The sequence below is a fragment of the Streptomyces sp. SCA2-17 genome (assembly GCF_044336695.1).
In genome coordinates this window covers 2,715,820-2,731,902 of sequence record NZ_CP117521.1, presented here as the reverse complement: position 1 = coordinate 2,731,902, position 16,083 = coordinate 2,715,820, and the positions used below count along the sequence as shown (strand labels likewise).

Sequence of the window (16,083 nt, the reverse complement as noted above, 5' to 3'; positions counted from 1 at the left end):
CCTCCAAGGTGTGGTGCGTCCTTGTGAAGGTAGCGGAGGGGTTGGGGGAACTCACGGCGTACGTGATCGCGCCCGCATCCGTTCCATCGCCACCGTCACATCGAACGGCACCACCGTCACCGCCACGTTCGGCAGCCGTTGCAGCGTCTTCGCGAGTTCGTCGCCCGAGTCCGTGTGGAGGAGCGCGGCGAGCGGGCGGGCGTACGTCCGGCGGGGGACCAGGAGCGTCAGCGCCGTCGTCCCGTCGGCCGTGACCCGCGAGGCGAGCCCCGCGACCGCGTGCCGCAGCCGCCGGTCCGGGCACTCGACCAGCTCCAGCGGCACGTTCGTGCCCGGCAGCTCCTCCCAGCGGGCCGCGAGCCGCCGCGCCCGCGTCTCGTCGATGGCGAAGTGCACGGCCCGCACCTCGTCCGGCCGCAGCTCGTGCGCGTACCGCAGCGCCTTGACCGTGGCGAGGTCGAGGACGTCGACCAGGACGTACACCAGGTGCCGCCGCCACCGCGGCTCGTCGTCGGTGAACGGCGTCATCTCCTCCAGCGCCGCGGCCTCCTCCCGGTACTCGCGGTTGATGCGGATGAGCGCCCACACCCCGAGCGGGAAGACCACGACGACCAGCCACGCGCCCTCGGTGAACTTGGTGATCGCGAAGATCACGACGACGAGGGCGGACACCACGGCCGCCGCCAGGTTCGCCCAGGTCTTCCAGGCGCTCTCGCGCCGCCGCCAGTGGTGGGCCGTCATCCCGGCGGCGGCCATCGTGAAGCCGGTGAAGACGCCGATCGCGTAGAGGGCGACGAGCTTGTCGACGTTCGCGCCGGTGACGAGGAGCAGGGCGAGCGCGACGACGGTGAGGGAGATGATGCCGCCGGAGAAGGCGAGCCGGTGCCCGCGCCGCGTCAGCTTGCGGGGCAGGAAGCGGTCCTCGGCGACGAAGCTGGCGAGGAAGGGGAAGCCGGTGAAGGGCGTGTTGGCCCCCGTGTAGAGGATGAGCGCGGTCGCGAGCTGGACGTAGACGAGCCCGGCCGTGCCGATCCAGCCGCCGCCGAAGACGAGGTCGGCCTCCTGGGCGATGACGGTCGGGTTGCCGTCCGCGTACGGGACGGCGTGCGTGAAGTGGGCGAGGGCGGAGACGCCCAGCACCATGACCCCGAGGATGCAGCTCATGGCGGTCAGCGTCCGCCGCGCGTTGACGCCCTGGGGGGTGCGGAAGACGGAGACGCTGTTGGAGATGGCCTCCAGCCCGGTCAGCGAGGAGCCGCCGTTGGCGAAAGCGCGCAGCACCATGAACAGCGAGGCGCCGTAGAGCCAGCCGCTGTGCTCCTGGCCGAGCGGTACGACCCCGGCGGCGTGCAGGTCGGCGTGCGGCAGCCCGCCGTCGAGCGCCCGGACGAGGCCGACGACGAGCATCAGCGCGACGGCGAGCATGAAGAGGTACGCGGGCACCGCGAACGCCCGCCCCGCCTCACGGATCCCGCGCAGATTCCCGTACATCAGCAGCACCACGATGCCGGTGGTGACGGGGAGCTTGAGGTGGTCGATGCCGGTGTAGCCGCTGCCCATGAGGTGGGCCAGGGAGATGAGGGCGTCCGTGCCGGCCGCGGTCTGCACGGCGACGGTGACGATGTAGTCGACGAGCAGGGCGACGGCGGCGATCTGGGCGATGCGCGGCCCGAAGTTCTCGCGGGCGACGACGTACGAGCCGCCCGCGCGCGTGTACACGGACACGACGTCGCGGTAGGAGATCGTCAGGAGCAGCAGGACGAGCAGGATCGCGCCGGTCACCGGCATGAGCAGGGTGAACGCGGCGGCGCCGACGACGGGGACGAGGATGCGCAGCATCTCCTCGCTGCCGTACGCGGTGGAGGAGATGCAGTCGGAGGCCAGCACCCCGAGCGCCAGGGGGTTGCCGAGCTTCTCGCGGGCGAGCTGCTCGGTGACGAGCGGCGGCCCGAGCAGCCGGCACTTCACGCGGTAGGCGAGCCGGTCGCGGACGGCGGGAGGGGGCGTGACGTCGGGGTCGGCGGGAGGGGGCGTCACTTCGGGGTCGGCCATACCCATATGAGAGCGGCTACCCCGGCGTCCGGCCGTGAGACGCCCCGGGCCCCGGTCCCGCAAAACGCCGGACGGGCTGAATCATCAGCCCGTCCGGCGTGTGGTGACGCGGTGCGCCGCGCGGCTAGCCGGCCACCGTCCAGGTGTCGTTGCCGGCGAGGAGGGCGCCGAGGTCGCCCTTGCCCTTCTGCACGATGGCCGCTTCGAGCTGGTCGGCCATCTGGGTGTCGTAGACGGGCCGGTCGACGCTGCGGAAGACGCCGATGGGGGTCTGGTGCAGGGTGTCGGGGTCGGCGAGGCGGGACAGCGCGAAGGCCGTGGTCGGGGACGCGGCGTGCGCGTCGTGGACCAGGAGGTCGCCCTCGTTCTCGGGGGTGACGGTGATGACCTTCAGGTCGCCGGTGGCCCGGTCGCGGACGACGCCCTTGTCGTTCTCCGCGCCGAAGCGGATGGGCTGCCCGTGCTCGAGGCGGATGACGGCTTCCTTGGCCTGCTCGCGGTCCTTGAGGGGCTCGAAGGCGCCGTCGTTGAAGATGTTGCAGTTCTGGTAGATCTCCACGAGCGCCGTGCCGGGGTGGTCGGCGGCCTGGCGCAGGACCTCGGTGAGGTGCTTGCGGTCGGAGTCGACCGTGCGGGCCACGAAGGACGCTTCGGCGCCGATGGCCAGCGATACGGGGTTGAAGGGTGCGTCCAGGGAGCCCATGGGCGTGGACTTGGTGATCTTCCCGGTCTCCGACGTCGGCGAGTACTGGCCCTTGGTGAGGCCGTAGATCCGGTTGTTGAACAGCAGGATCTTGAGGTTGACGTTGCGGCGCAGGGCGTGGATGAGGTGGTTGCCGCCGATGGAGAGGGCGTCGCCGTCGCCGGTGACGACCCAGACCGACAGGTCGCGGCGGCTGGTCGCCAGGCCGGTGGCGATGGCGGGGGCGCGGCCGTGGATGGAGTGCATCCCGTACGTGTTCATGTAGTACGGGAAGCGGGAGGAGCAGCCGATGCCGGAGACGAAGACGATGTTCTCTTTGGCCAGGCCGAGTTCGGGCATGAAGCCCTGGACGGCGGCGAGGATGGCGTAGTCGCCGCAGCCGGGGCACCAGCGGACTTCCTGGTCGGACTTGAAGTCCTTCATCGTCTGCTGGGCTTCGGCCTTGGGCACCAGCTTCAGTGCCTCAGTCATCGATGGCCTCCTTGAGCACGTCTGCGAGCTGGGCGGCCTTGAAGGGCATGCCGCTGACCTGGGTGTGGGAGCGGACGTCGACCAGATAGCGGGCCCGGATGAGGGTGGCCAGCTGGCCGAGGTTCATCTCCGGCACCACGACCTTCTCGTAGCGCCGCAGGACCTCGCCGAGGTTGGCGGGGAAGGGGTTGAGGTGCCGCAGGTGGGCCTGGGCGATGTGGTCGCCGGCGGCGCGGACGCGGCGGACGGCGGCGGTGATCGGCCCGTAGGTCGACCCCCAGCCCAGGACGAGGGTGCCGGCCTTGCCCGAGGGGTCGTCGACGTCCAGGTCCGGGACGGTCACGCCGTCGGTCTTGGCCTGGCGGGTGCGGACCATGAAGTCGTGGTTGGCCGGGTCGTAGGAGATGTTGCCCGTGCCGTCCTGCTTCTCGATCCCGCCGATCCGGTGCTCCAGCCCCGGCGTGCCCGGCACCGCCCACGGGCGGGCCAGCGTCCGGGGGTCGCGCTTGTACGGCCAGAACACCTCGGTGCCGTCAGCCAGCGTGTGGTTCGGACCCGTGGCGAACTGGGTCCGCAGGTCGGGCAGTTCGTCGGGCTCGGGGATCCGCCACGGCTCCGAGCCGTTCGCCAGATAGCCGTCGGACAGCAGGAACACCGGCGTGCGGTAGGTCAGCGCGATCCGCGCCGCGTCCAGCGCCGCGTCGAAGCAGTCCGCCGGCGTCTTCGGTGCCACGATCGGCACCGGTGCCTCGCCGTTGCGCCCGTACATCGCCTGGAGCAGGTCGGCCTGCTCGGTCTTCGTCGGCAGGCCGGTGGACGGGCCGCCGCGCTGGATGTCCACGATCAGCAGCGGCAGTTCCAGCGACACCGCCAGGCCGATCGTCTCCGACTTCAGCGCCACGCCGGGACCGGAGGTCGTGGTGACGGCCAGCGCACCGCCGAACGCCGCGCCCAGCGCCGCGCCGATGCCGGCGATCTCGTCCTCGGCCTGGAACGTGCGCACGCCGAAGTTCTTGTGCTTCGACAGCTCGTGCAGGATGTCGGACGCCGGCGTGATCGGGTAGGAGCCCAGGTAGAGGGGCAGGTCCGCCTGCCGGGCGGCGGCGATCAGCCCGTACGACAGGGCCAGGTTCCCCGAGATGTTCCGGTACGTGCCGGCCGGGAACGCGGACGTCGCGGGGGCGACCTCGTAGGAGACGGCGAAGTCCTCGGTCGTCTCGCCGAAGTTCCAGCCCGCCCGGAACGCCGCCACGTTGGCCTCGGCGATCTGCGGCTTCTTCGCGAACTTCTTCCGCAGGAAGTCCTCGGTGTTCTGCGTGGGCCGGTGGTACATCCACGACAGCAGCCCCAGCGCGAACATGTTCTTGCTGCGCTCGGCCTCCTTGCGGGAGAGCCCGAAGTCCTTCAGCGCCTCGATCGTCAGCGTCGTCAGCGGCACGGGGTGGACGTTGTAGGCGTCCAGGGTGCCGTCCTCCAGCGGGCTGGTGGCGTAGCCGACCTTGGCCATGGCGCGCTTGGCGAACTCGTCGGTGTTGACGATGATCTCGCCGCCGCGCGGCACGTCCGCGAGGTTGGCCTTCAGCGCGGCCGGGTTCATCGCCACCAGCACGTCCGGGGCGTCGCCCGGGGTGAGGATGTCGTGGTCGGCGAAGTGCAGCTGGAAGGACGAGACGCCCGGCAGGGTCCCGGCGGGGGCCCGGATCTCGGCGGGGAAGTTCGGCAGGGTCGACAAGTCGTTGCCGAACGAGGCGGTCTCCGAGGTGAATCGGTCGCCCGTCAGCTGCATGCCGTCCCCGGAGTCACCCGCGAACCGGATGATCACCCGGTCCAGCCGCCGCACCTCCTTCGCCGACGGCGGACTCGCGTCCACGGGCGTCGGAGCCGCCGCGGCCCCGCTCGGCTGCTCGGCTGGTACGGCCTGTTCGGCCGGGCTGCTGACCTGGCTGGTCACTGCTTCGGACCTCCCTCTGGCGGCGGCGCGCACACGGTGGTGCCCGACCGGCGTTCCCACGGCCATCGTACGTGGGTAAGGCCTGCCTACCTGGGATGGATCACAAGAAGAAGCGGAGGGTGAGGCTTTCAGTTGTCCTGGTACGGGCGGGTTTGGCCGGTCCGGTCGGCGATGGCCGGCCGGCCCGCCCGGTCTAGGTCTTTCGTGCTAGGTCTCCGGACGGCCGACCCCCTCTCACCAGGGCGGCTGCCGATCGCTGAGGTGGCGTCAGATGATCAGGAGCGGAGGTAGGTCAGCACGGCCAGCACGCGCCGGTGATCCCCGTCACTAGGGGAAAGCCCGAGTTTCATGAAGATGTTGCTGACGTGCTTCTCGACCGCTCCGTCGCTCACCACCAGCTGCTTGGCGACGGCCGAATTCGTCCGTCCTTCGGCCATCAGCCCGAGCACCTCGCGCTCGCGCGGAGTGAGCCCCGCGAGCACGTCCTGCTTGCGGCTGCGGCCCAGCAGCTGGGCGACGACCTCGGGGTCCAGCGCGGTGCCGCCGCGCGCCACGCGCACCACCGCGTCCACGAACTCGCGGACCTCGGCGACGCGGTCCTTGAGCAGATAGCCCACGCCCGTGCTGCTGCCGGCCAGCAGCTCCGTCGCGTACTGCTCCTCCACGTACTGCGACAGGACGAGCACGCCCAGCCCCGGATGACGGCGGCGCAGCTCCACCGCCGCGCGTACGCCCTCGTCCGTGTGCGTGGGGGGCATGCGGACGTCCGCGACCACGACGTCCGGCAGCGCGCCCTCGTCCGCGAGCTCGCGGACGGCCTTGATCAGCGCCTCACCGTCACCGACGCCGGCCACGACGTCGTGGCCCCGGTCGGTCAGCAGCCGGGTCAGGCCCTCCCGAAGGAGCACCGAATCCTCGGCGATGACGACTCGTACCCTGTCCTCCACGATGTGTGGCTCCCCCGTCCGGCGGCAAATGACGGGGGCCAGCATGTCACGCGGAGCGGTGCCGATCGCTGTGGCGCCGCGGCGGCACGGCCGGTACGGCACCGCCGGTCCGCGCTCCGGTGGTTGCCCGCCGCGGCGGGCAACCTGGAGAGGCGGAGCCTCCCGACCGGCTGGAGTGCCGCGCTAGGCCCGCCAGGGCAGCTCCGCCGTCACCGTCGTCGGGCCCCCCTGCGGGGAGTGGACCACCAGGAGGCCGTCCACCGAGCCCAGGCGTTCCGCCAGCCCGGACAGCCCGCTGCCGCCGGTCGCCGACGCTCCGCCCTTGCCGTCGTCCCAGACTTGCAGCATCAGCCGGTCCGCCGAGCGCCACACGTCCACCCGCGCGGTGCGTGCCTCGCTGTGCTTGCTGATGTTCTGGAGCAGCTCGGAGACCGTGAAGTACGCGATGCCCTCGATCGCCGCCGCCGGGCGGGCCGGCAGGTCCACCTCGGCCTGCACGGCGACCGTGCAGCGCGCGGCCAGCGCGGACAGGGCCGGGCCGAGGCCCCGGTCGGTGAGGATCGCCGGGTGGATGCCGCGGGCCAGGTCGCGCAGTTCCTGGAGGGCGAGCTTCACTTCGCCGTGCGCCTCGTCGACCATCCGGGCCGCCGCCTCCGGGTCCTCCTCCAGCTTCTCCTTGGCCAGGCCGAGGTCCATGGCGAGGGCGACGAGGCGGGCCTGGGCGCCGTCGTGGAGGTCGCGCTCGATGCGGCGCAGGTCGGCGGCCGCGGTGTCCACGACCACCCCGCGGTCCTCCTCCAGCTCCCACACCCGCTCCGCGAGCCGCGAGGGACCGAGCAGGCCGGCCACCAGCAGCCGGTCGACGTAGGCCATGCCGCGGATCACCCAGGGGGTGGCCAGCACCACGAGCAGGCCGGTGGCGCAGGTCACGCCGATCTCGAACGGGTTGTCGACGAAGAAGTCCGCGTCGTGCGCGGAGTCGCCGTAGACCTGCATGCCGGGCTGGCCCCACCACGTCGGGTACATCCACCAGTAGGCCGGGTAGAGGAAGAGCAGCCAGCCGACGGACCACATCACGAGCGAGACGGTGAACGTCGCGATGGACCACGGCAGGAGCAGCACCGAGTAGAGCAGGTGCCGCCACGACACGCCGCTCTTGAGCAGCGCCCCGGTCCACGGCAGGAGCCCGCGCTTCCCGTTCCGCGCGCGGACGGGCTCGGGCTCGCTGATCTCCATGCCGAGCAGGGCGCGGGCGCGGGCCCGCTCGACGGCCCCCACCGCCCGTACGCCGACGAGCGCCGCGGCCAGCACCGGCACGCCCACGAAGGTGATCAGCATGCCGACGCCCGCCGCTGTCATCGTCACCGCGTAGGAGAAGGCGACGACCGCGATCGGCAGGCTGAGCAGGTGGTGGAGGAACTCGCGCCAGGTGCGGCCCTCCAGGGGCGCGCGCAGCACCGCGGGCACGCGGTGGGGCCGGCGTGCGTCGCGTGTCTCTGCCCGTCCGTAATCCATGGCCATGGCGGTGGTCTCTCCCTGGTCGCCGGGTGTGGTGGTGTCTCCAAGGCTCGCGGAGCGGACGGCCCGGGACCATGGAGGGAGTCGGTGTCCCGGGGGTGGGGTTCTCCCTACCTCCCCGGCTCTCGGTGGGCCTCGTCGGCTCAGCCCGCCGCCCGGTCCCGCCACGGCAGCTCCGCCGTGACGACCGTCGGCCCGCCGGCCGGCGAGTCCACCGCGAAGAAGCCGTCCACGGAGCCCAGGCGTTCCGCCAGCCCGGACAGCCCGCTGCCGCCCGTCGTCGTCGCGCCGCCCTGACCGTCGTCACGCACCTGGATCAGCAGCCGCCGGCCCTTGCGCCACAGCTCGACCTCGGCCGTCCGCGCCCGGCTGTGCTTGCTGACGTTCTGGAGCAGCTCGGAGACCGTGAAGTACGCGATGCCCTCGATCGCCGGCGCCGGGCGCTCGTCCAGGTCGACCGAGACCGACACGGGGACGGTGCAGCGCGCGGCGACCGACGACAGGGCGGCGTCCAGGCCGCGGTCCGTCAGCACCGCCGGGTGGATGCCGCGGGCCAGGTCGCGCAGCTCTTGCAGGGCGAGCTTCACTTCGCCGTGCGCCTCGTCGACCATCCGGGCCGCCGCCTCCGGGTCCTCCAGGACCTTCTCCTTCGCCAGGCCCAGCCCCATGGCGAGGGCGACGAGGCGGGCCTGGGCGCCGTCGTGGAGGTCGCGCTCGATGCGGCGCAGGTCGGCGGCCGCGGTGTCCACGACCACCCCGCGGTCCTGCTCCAGCTCCGCGACCCGCCGCTCCAGCTCGCTGGAGGGGCTGAGCAGGCCGCGCACCATGGCGCGGTCCAGGTTGGTCATGCCGCGCGCGGCGTAGCCGAGGAGCGGCCAGCCGACGAAGAGCAGGCACAGCGTGAGCGCGAAAGTCAGGACGCCCCAGGGCAGCCGGATGAAGCCGTAGAGCGTGGTGCGCCAGCCGACCGGGTCCTTCAGTGCTGACCACATCCAGGGGAAGAAGCCCTGGTCGCCCCGCTGCCGGGAGAGCGGGCTCGGGTCCTCGACGTGCACGCCCAGCAGCGCCCGCGCCCGCCGCCGCTCGGCCTTGCCCAGTGCCCGCGCGCCCGTCAGGCCGAGCGCCAGCAGCGGCAGGCCGATGACCGTGACGGACGAGATGACGCCGGCGTAGAGCCACAGCGACACGTAGACGAAGCCGGTCAGCGCCTCCGGGAGGTTGAGGAGGAGGTGCGCGACCTCCTTCCACGTCCGCGCGCCGAAGGCGAAGCGGGCCGGGGGGAGGGGACCGTCGCCGCTGCCGGAATCATCCCGGAAATCAGCCGAGAAAGAGGTGTTTGTATACTTTTCTTCACCTCTGATGTTTCCTCTAGAGTTTCCGGTCTTGCTCGACGTGCTTTTCGCGGCACTGCTGGCGGTCATACCCCCCAGCCTGCACGGCCGGTACCGGCCCCCGCCATGGGGACCGTGGGTGGGGAAGGGTGGGGATAACCCCACCAGGGCCTAGACTCCCGTGCGTACAGAACGTCGAACACGCGGGACAGGGAGCGAGGGCGGACGTGGCCGCGGACTACTTCCACAGCTATTCCGTGGTGGGGCTGCTCGCCGTCGTCGGCGTGCTCTTCGTCGCCGTGGCCTTCGGGGCCGGGCGGCTGCTGCGGCCCGTCGTGCCGACGCCCGAGAAGCTGCTGACGTACGAGTGCGGCGTCGACCCCGTCGGCGAGGGCTGGGCCCACACCCGGATCCGCTACTACGTCTACGCCTTCCTGTACGTGATCTTCGCCGTGGACTCGATCTTCCTGTTCCCCTGGGCGACGGTGTTCGCCGCGCCGGGCTTCGGCGGGGCCACGCTCGTGGAGATGTTCATCTTCCTCGGCTTCCTCGCCGTGGGCCTGTTGTACGCATGGAAGAAGGGCGTCCTGGAGTGGACGTGACACCCGTCGACCTCCCCCTCCCCGAGCCGCGCCGGCTCGGCCCGCTGGCCAGGCTGGCCCCGGAGCCGATGAAGGTCGTCCTGAACTGGGGACGCCGCTACAGCCTGTGGGTCTTCAACTTCGGGCTCGCCTGCTGCGCGATCGAGTTCATCGCGGCGTCCATGGCGCGGCACGACTTCATCCGGCTCGGCGTCATCCCCTTCGCGCCGGGGCCCCGGCAGGCCGACCTCATGATCGTCTCGGGCACGGTGACGGACAAGATGGCGCCGGCCGTGAAGCGGCTCTACGAGCAGATGCCCGAGCCGAAGTACGTGATCTCCTTCGGCGCCTGTTCGAACTGCGGCGGTCCGTACTGGGACTCGTACGCGGTCACCAAGGGCGTCGACCAGATCATTCCCGTGGACGTGTACGTGCCGGGGTGCCCGCCGCGGCCCGAGGCGCTACTCCAGGGCATTCTGAAGCTTCAGGAGAAGATCGCGCGGGAGTCGCTGGGCGAGCGGTACGGGTCCGGGGGCGCGGGCGCGTCGGCCGCTGCGCTGCGCAGCGGGCTGGTGACGCCGCCGCCGGCACCGTCCGCGCCGGAGGAGACGGCCTGATGAGCGAACCGACGCCCGAATCCGTGCCCGCTCCCGAGGCTGCTCCCGAGACGGCCGTCGGCTGGCTGCCGGGCGGTGCGGTCCCGCTCTTCGGCGAGGGCGCGACGGCGGAGGAGACGTACGACCTGCTCACGGTCGACGTCCCGGCCGAGCGGTGGATCAGCGCGCTCGAAACGGCCCGGGACCGGCTGGGCTGCACGTTCTTCGACTGGCTGAGCGCCGTGGACGAGCCCGGTACGGGCTTCCGTGTCTGCGCCCACCTGGCCGCGCTGCCGGGCGGGGGAGAGGGCACGCGCCGGCTGCTCCTGCGCACGACGGTGCCGCACGAGGCGCCGGCGCTGCCCACCGCTGTCGGCGTCTACGCGGGCGCGGCGTGGCACGAGCGCGAGACCCACGAGATGTTCGGCATCGACTTCCCGGGCCACCCGCACCTGGCCCCGCTCCTCCTCCCGGACGCCTTCGAGGGCCACCCGCTGCGCAAGGACTTCGTCCTGGCGGCGCGGGTCGCCAAGGCGTGGCCGGGCGCGAAGGAGCCGGGCGAGACGGCGGACGGCGGCCCCAAGCGCCGCCAGATGCTGCCGCCGGGCGTCCCCGACCCCAACGAATGGGGCCCCCTCAAGGGCCAGCTCCCTCCCGCCCCGGCCCGCCCGGCCCGCGCTCCCCGCGCAGCAGCCGACCGCCCGGCCCGCCGCACGCCGCCCCCGGCAGCCGGCGAGGCCCCGGCGCGCCGCACGCGCAGCGCGTCGGAGGGCTCGGCGAGCCAGACGGAGGGCGCGGCCCCGGCACGCCGTGCGCGCAGCGCGTCGGAGGGCTCGGCGAGCCAGGTGGAAGGCGCGGCTCCGGCGCGCCGCACCCGCAGCGCGGCAGACGGCTCGGCCAGCCAGGCAGAATCCGCCGCCCCGGCGCGCCGTGCGCGCAGTGCGAGCGAGGGCTCGGCGAGCCAGGTGGAAGGCGCGGCTCCGGCCCGCCGTACCCGCAGTGCCGCGGACGGCTCCGCCGGCCAGGCGGGGGAGCCCACCGCCCCGAAGCGCACCCGCCCGGCGCCCACCGGCTCCTCCGACGCCCCCTGGCACCACGCCCGCCCGGCTTTCGAAGAACCCCCGACCCATCCGGAAGAGGCACCGGCCTCCCCGCCCGCCGCTCCGGAAGACTCGGCCGCACGGGCAGACTCGCCCGAGCCGCAGGCTCCCTCCCGCCGCGACGGCGCTCCGGAGTCACCGTCCGCCGAGGCGGAGGACTCGGCCGCACCGGCGGCCTCGCCGGAGCCGCAGTCTTCCCCTCGCCGCGACGGCGATCAGCCCGAACGGCGGAACCCGGCGGTGCCGAACACGCCCGACCGCGAAGAGGCCCCCGCCGGCGACGGCGAACCCCGGAGCGACAAGGCCGGCGCCGGAGGCGACCCCGCCGCAAGCGGCCCCGCCCGGGACGGCGCACCCCAGAACGACACGAACCCCGCCGGAGGCGACCCCGCATGAGCGACACTCTCGACGTCGTCCTGCGCCTCCTCGCCGTCTTCGTCGTCTTCCTCGTGCTGCCCCTGGTCATCGGTCAGACCGAGCACAAGGTCATGGCCCACATGCAGGGCCGCCTCGGCCCCATGTACGCCGGTGGTTTCCACGGCTGGGCCCAGCTCGTCGCGGACGGCGTGAAGTTCGCGCAGAAGGAAGACATCGTCCCGGCGGGCGCGGACCGCCGCATCTTCCAGCTCGCACCGGCCGTGGCCCTCCTCCCGTACCTGCTGGTGCTGGTCGCGATCCCGGTCGGGCCGGGCAACGCCGTGGGTCAGCTGGTCGACGCGGGCATCTTCTTCGTGCTGGCCGTGATGGGCGTCGGAGTGCTCGGCTCGCTGATGGCGGGCTGGGCGTCGGCGAACAAGTTCTCCCTGCTGGGCGGCCTCCGCACGGCCGCGCAGCTCATGGCGTACGAGCTGCCGATGCTGCTCGCCGCGGCGAGCGTGGCGATGGCGGCGGGCACGGTCTCGCTGCCGGGGATCGTGGACGCCTTCCACTGGTGGTGGGTGCCCTGGCAGATCGTCGGCGCGGTGGTCTTCTTCGTCGCCGGCCTGGCCGAGCTGCAACGCCCGCCGTTCGACATGCCGGTCGCCGACTCCGAGATCATCTTCGGCGCGTACACCGAGTACACGGGCCTGCGCTTCGCGCTGTTCCTGCTGTCGGAGTACGCGGGCATCGTCGTCCTGTGCGGCCTGACCACGGTCCTCTTCCTCGGCGGCTGGCACGGCCCGTTCGGCGCCGACGGCCTGGGCTGGCTGTGGACCCTGCTGAAGACGGCGGTCCTGGCCTTCGTCGTGATCTGGCTGCGGGTGACCTACCCGCGCCTGCGCGAGGACCAGCTGCAGAAGCTGGCCTGGACCGCCCTCATCCCCCTCGCCCTGGCGCAGATCGCGCTGACGGGCGTCGTCAAGGTGGTGACCGCCTAAATGGGCATCCCCGGCTCCGGCCTCGCCAAGGGCCTCGCCGTCACGCTCCGCACGATGACGCGCCGCGCGCACACCGCGCAGTACCCGGACGTCCAGCCCGAGCTCCCGCCCCGCACGCGCGGCGTGATCGGCCTGTTCGAGGAGAACTGCACGGTCTGCATGCTGTGCGCCCGCGAGTGCCCGGACTGGTGCATCTACATCGACTCCCACAAGGAGACGGTGCCCCCGGCCGCCCCGGGGGGCCGCGAGCGCAGCCGCAACGTCCTCGACCGCTTCGCGATCGACTTCTCGCTCTGCATGTACTGCGGCATCTGCATCGAGGTGTGCCCCTTCGACGCGCTGTTCTGGTCGCCGGAGTTCGAGTACGCCGAGACCGACATCCAGGACCTGGTCCACGAGCGCGACAAGCTCCGCGAGTGGATGTGGACCGTGCCGGAGCCGCCGGCGCTCGACCCCGCGGCCGAGGAGCCGAAGGAGATCGCGGCGGCCCGCAAGACGGCGGAGAAACTCAGAGCCCAGCAGGAGGGAGAAGCATGACCGGCGCGATGACGACGCTCGCCGCGAGCACGGCCCCGCACGGCTTCCTCTCCCCGAGCGGCGTCGAGATCGTCTTCCTCCTCGTCGGCCTCGCCACCCTCGGCGCGGCCGTCGTGACGGTCACGACCAAGCAGCTGGTGCACGCCGCCCTCTGGCTGGTCGTCGCCCTCGGCGGGCTCGCCGTGGAGTACCTGCTGCTGACGGCGGAGTTCATCGCCTGGGTACAGGTCCTGATCTACGTCGGCTCCGTGGTCGTCCTGCTCCTCTTCGGGCTCATGCTCACCAAGGCCCCCATCGGCCGCTCCCCGGACGCCGACTCCGGCAACCGCTGGGCCGCCCTCGGAGTCGCCGTGGCCGCGGCCGCCGCCCTCGTCTGGGTGGTCGTGGACGCCTTCCGCACGACGTGGATCGGCCTGGACGGCGACGCCCCCCAGGGCACGACGAAGGTCTCCGGAGAGATCCTCTTCCGGCACTGGGTGCTGCCCTTCGAGGCGCTGTCCGTGCTGCTGCTCGCCGCGCTCGTCGGCGCGATCGTCCTCTCCCGCAAGAGGGACAAGGAGGAGGAGCGCTGATGCACCTCGTCTACCCGGCCGTCCTCGCGGCCCTCCTCTTCTGCACCGGCCTGTACGGCGTCCTGGCCCGGCGCAACGCGATCCTGGTCCTGATGTCCGTCGAGCTGATGCTCAACGCCGTCAACCTCAACCTCGTCGCCTTCGACGTCTGGCTGCGCGACGAGCTGCACGCCGGCCAGGCCCTCACCCTCTTCACCATCGCCATCGCCGCCGCCGAGATCGGCATCGGCCTGGCGATCGTGCTCCAGGTCCACCGCAACCGCGGCACCGCCGACGTCGACCGCCTGCGCGACCTGCGCGACGACGCCCCCGACGCCGGACCCGACACCGACCGCGCAGACCGCGAGGAGAAGGCCGAGGCCGCCGCGTGAGCACCACGACCACCGCCGTCCTCGTCCCCCTGCTGCCGTTCCTCGGTGCCCTCGCGGGCCTGCTCACGGGCCGCCGCGCGCCCGGCTTCGTCCGGCCCCTCGCCGTCCTGCCGACGCTCGCCGCGGCCGTGCTCGCCGCCGTCGTCGCCTGGCGGCAGGGCGGCGGGGACGCCCTCGACGCCGCCACCAGGCTCACCCCGACCGGCTCCGTGCCGATCGACCTCGCCCTGCACCTCGACGGCTTCGCCGTCCTCGTCGCGCTCCTCGTCGGCGTCGTCGCCACCTGCGTCCAGCTCTACTCGACGGCCTACCTGCGCGACGACCCCCGCTACCCCTCCTACGCCGCCCTCGTCTCCCTCTTCACCGCGGCCATGCTGCTCGTCGTCTACTCGGGCGACCTCATGGTGCTGCTGGTCGGCTGGGAGATCATGGGCATCTGCTCGTACTTCCTGGTCGGCCACTACTGGGAGACCGAGGCCGCGCGCAGCGCCTCCCTCAAGGCCTTCCTCGTCACCAAGCTCGGCGACGTCCCCTTCCTGATCGGCATCCTCGCGCTGGCCGCCGACGCCGGGACCTTCCGGATCAACGGCATCCTCACCGCCGTCACCTCCGGCGGCATCGACCACCCCACCCTGATCGCGCTGCTGCTCCTGGCGGGCGTCGCGGGCAAGTCCGCGCAGTTCCCGCTGCACACGTGGCTGCCCGACGCGATGGCCGGCCCCACGCCGGTCTCCGCGCTGATCCACGCCGCGACGATGGTCGCCGCCGGCGTCTACTTCGTGGCCCGGCTCCTCCCCCTCTTCGCCGCCTCCACGGCCGCGCTCGTCGTCCTCGCCGTGATGGCCGCCGTCACCATGGTCGGCTCCGGCCTCGCGGCCCTCGCCCAGGACGACATCAAGCGCGTCCTCGCCTACTCGACCGTCGGCCAGCTCGGCTACATGACCGGCGCCCTCGCCGTCGGCGACCGGAGCGCGGCCGTCTTCCACCTGGTCTCGCACGGCGCGTTCAAGGCCCTCCTCTTCCTCGGCGCCGGCGTGATCATCCACGCCGCCGGTACGAACTCGCTGGCCGCGATGGCCCGCACCGGAGGCCTCGCCAAGCGCATCCCCGACGCGTACTGGACGATGACCGTCGCCCTCCTCGCGCTCGCCGCCATCCCCCCGTTCAGCGGCTTCTTCTCCAAGGAAGCCGTCCTCGGCGCGGCCGAGCACGCCGCCTCCGGCGACGCCGACGGCATCCCCGGCGCGGCCGGCTGGCTCGTCCTCACCGCGGGCCTCCTCACGGCCCTCCTCACCGCCGCCTACGCCACCCGCCTGTGGCTGATGGCCTTCCGCGGCACGGGCCCCGAGGCCGCCGACCACGGCAAGCAGCCCGCCGCGATGAACACCGTCCTGTGGATCCTGTTCGTCCCCACGCTCGCCCTCGGCCTCGCCGCCTGGAAGCTCCCCCGCTGGTTCGACGGCGGATCGCTCACCCCGACGCTCACCACCTCCGTCCTCTCCACCGGCTGCGCCCTCGCCGGCGCGATCGTGATGTACGCGGCCTGGCGCCGCACCGCCGCGCTCGCCGCCCGCACCCCCCTCGGCGCCGTCGCCGCCGACCCGGGCGCCGCCCCGTACGTCTCCGAGGAGGAGAGCATCGCCACCCACGAGGCCGCCTACGGCGACATCGCGGCGGCGCCCGACCCGGCCGACCCCGGCCGGACCCTCCTCGGCCCCCTGCACCGCCACGCCGCGGCCGGCTTCCACGTGGACGCCGTCTACTCGGCCCTGTTCGTCCGGCCCACGCGCGCGGCCGCCCGCCTCGCCCAGTTCCTCGACCGCGAGGTCGTCGAGACCTACGTGCGCGGCGCGGGCACCGCACCCCGCCTGCTCGGCGAGGCCGTCCGCCGCGCCCAGACCGGCAACGTGCAGACGTACCTGAGCGCGCTGCTCGCGGGCGCGGTCGTCCTGACCGTCGCCGCCGTCCTCGTCGCCACGGGCACGGGAGCCTGAT

General features: G+C 72.7%; 14 protein-coding genes. 8 read left to right on the top strand and 6 right to left on the bottom strand.

Annotated features, from left to right (window positions below):
- Positions 1-51 precede the first annotated feature (51 nt).
- From PS271_RS12165 to PS271_RS12140, 6 genes are all read right to left on the bottom strand, one after another.
- A complete protein-coding gene (locus PS271_RS12165) occupies positions 52-2,052 on the bottom strand; it encodes an APC family permease (protein ID WP_398381946.1) in 2,001 nt (666 codons plus the stop codon).
- A 124-nt stretch (positions 2,053-2,176) separates the two neighbouring features.
- Positions 2,177-3,226 (bottom strand): 2-oxoacid:ferredoxin oxidoreductase subunit beta, encoded by a 1,050-nt coding sequence (locus PS271_RS12160; RefSeq protein WP_398381945.1) that lies wholly within the window; start codon positions 3,224-3,226, stop codon positions 2,177-2,179.
- Positions 3,219-5,177, bottom strand: a complete 1,959-nt coding sequence (locus tag PS271_RS12155) for a 2-oxoacid:acceptor oxidoreductase subunit alpha (RefSeq protein ID WP_398381944.1) — start codon at positions 5,175-5,177, stop codon at positions 3,219-3,221. The genes PS271_RS12160 and PS271_RS12155 overlap by 8 nt, the downstream gene beginning before the upstream one ends.
- A 275-nt stretch (positions 5,178-5,452) precedes the next feature.
- Entirely contained in the window at positions 5,453-6,169 is a 717-nt protein-coding gene (locus tag PS271_RS12150; protein ID WP_398381943.1) for a response regulator transcription factor, read from the bottom strand.
- 138 nt (positions 6,170-6,307) lie between these two features.
- Positions 6,308-7,645 (bottom strand): sensor histidine kinase, encoded by a 1,338-nt coding sequence (locus tag PS271_RS12145; RefSeq protein WP_398381942.1) that lies wholly within the window; start codon positions 7,643-7,645, stop codon positions 6,308-6,310.
- A gap of 140 nt (positions 7,646-7,785) precedes the next feature.
- Entirely contained in the window at positions 7,786-9,063 is a 1,278-nt protein-coding gene (locus PS271_RS12140; protein ID WP_398381941.1) for a sensor histidine kinase, read from the bottom strand.
- A 137-nt stretch (positions 9,064-9,200) separates the two neighbouring features.
- On the opposite strand from PS271_RS12140, the gene PS271_RS12135 reads away from it, so the two are divergent.
- Genes PS271_RS12135 through PS271_RS12100 form a run of 8 tightly spaced genes read left to right on the top strand, consistent with a single transcriptional unit; the run spans position 9,201 to position 16,082 of the window.
- Positions 9,201-9,575 (top strand): NADH-quinone oxidoreductase subunit A, encoded by a 375-nt coding sequence (locus PS271_RS12135; protein ID WP_398381940.1) that lies wholly within the window; start codon positions 9,201-9,203, stop codon positions 9,573-9,575.
- Entirely contained in the window at positions 9,545-10,171 is a 627-nt protein-coding gene (locus PS271_RS12130; RefSeq protein WP_398381939.1) for an NADH-quinone oxidoreductase subunit B, read from the top strand. Before PS271_RS12135 ends, PS271_RS12130 begins: the two co-directional genes overlap by 31 nt.
- Positions 10,171-11,646, top strand: coding sequence for an NADH-quinone oxidoreductase subunit C (locus PS271_RS12125; RefSeq protein ID WP_398381938.1), 1,476 nt, complete (start codon positions 10,171-10,173; stop codon positions 11,644-11,646). Before PS271_RS12130 ends, PS271_RS12125 begins: the two co-directional genes overlap by 1 nt.
- Entirely contained in the window at positions 11,643-12,608 is a 966-nt protein-coding gene (locus PS271_RS12120; protein WP_398381937.1) for a complex I subunit 1/NuoH family protein, read from the top strand. The genes PS271_RS12125 and PS271_RS12120 overlap by 4 nt, the downstream gene beginning before the upstream one ends.
- Complete coding sequence (locus tag PS271_RS12115) at positions 12,609-13,145, top strand: NuoI/complex I 23 kDa subunit family protein (RefSeq protein ID WP_398381936.1); 537 nt, start codon at positions 12,609-12,611, stop codon at positions 13,143-13,145.
- Positions 13,142-13,717, top strand: coding sequence for an NADH-quinone oxidoreductase subunit J family protein (locus PS271_RS12110; protein WP_398381935.1), 576 nt, complete (start codon positions 13,142-13,144; stop codon positions 13,715-13,717). The genes PS271_RS12115 and PS271_RS12110 overlap by 4 nt, the downstream gene beginning before the upstream one ends.
- Entirely contained in the window at positions 13,717-14,088 is a 372-nt protein-coding gene (nuoK, locus tag PS271_RS12105) for an NADH-quinone oxidoreductase subunit NuoK (protein WP_398381934.1), read from the top strand. Before PS271_RS12110 ends, nuoK begins: the two co-directional genes overlap by 1 nt.
- Positions 14,085-16,082, top strand: a complete 1,998-nt coding sequence (locus PS271_RS12100; RefSeq protein WP_398381933.1) for an NADH-quinone oxidoreductase subunit 5 family protein — start codon at positions 14,085-14,087, stop codon at positions 16,080-16,082. Before nuoK ends, PS271_RS12100 begins: the two co-directional genes overlap by 4 nt.
- The last annotated feature ends 1 nt before the right edge of the window (position 16,083 follow it).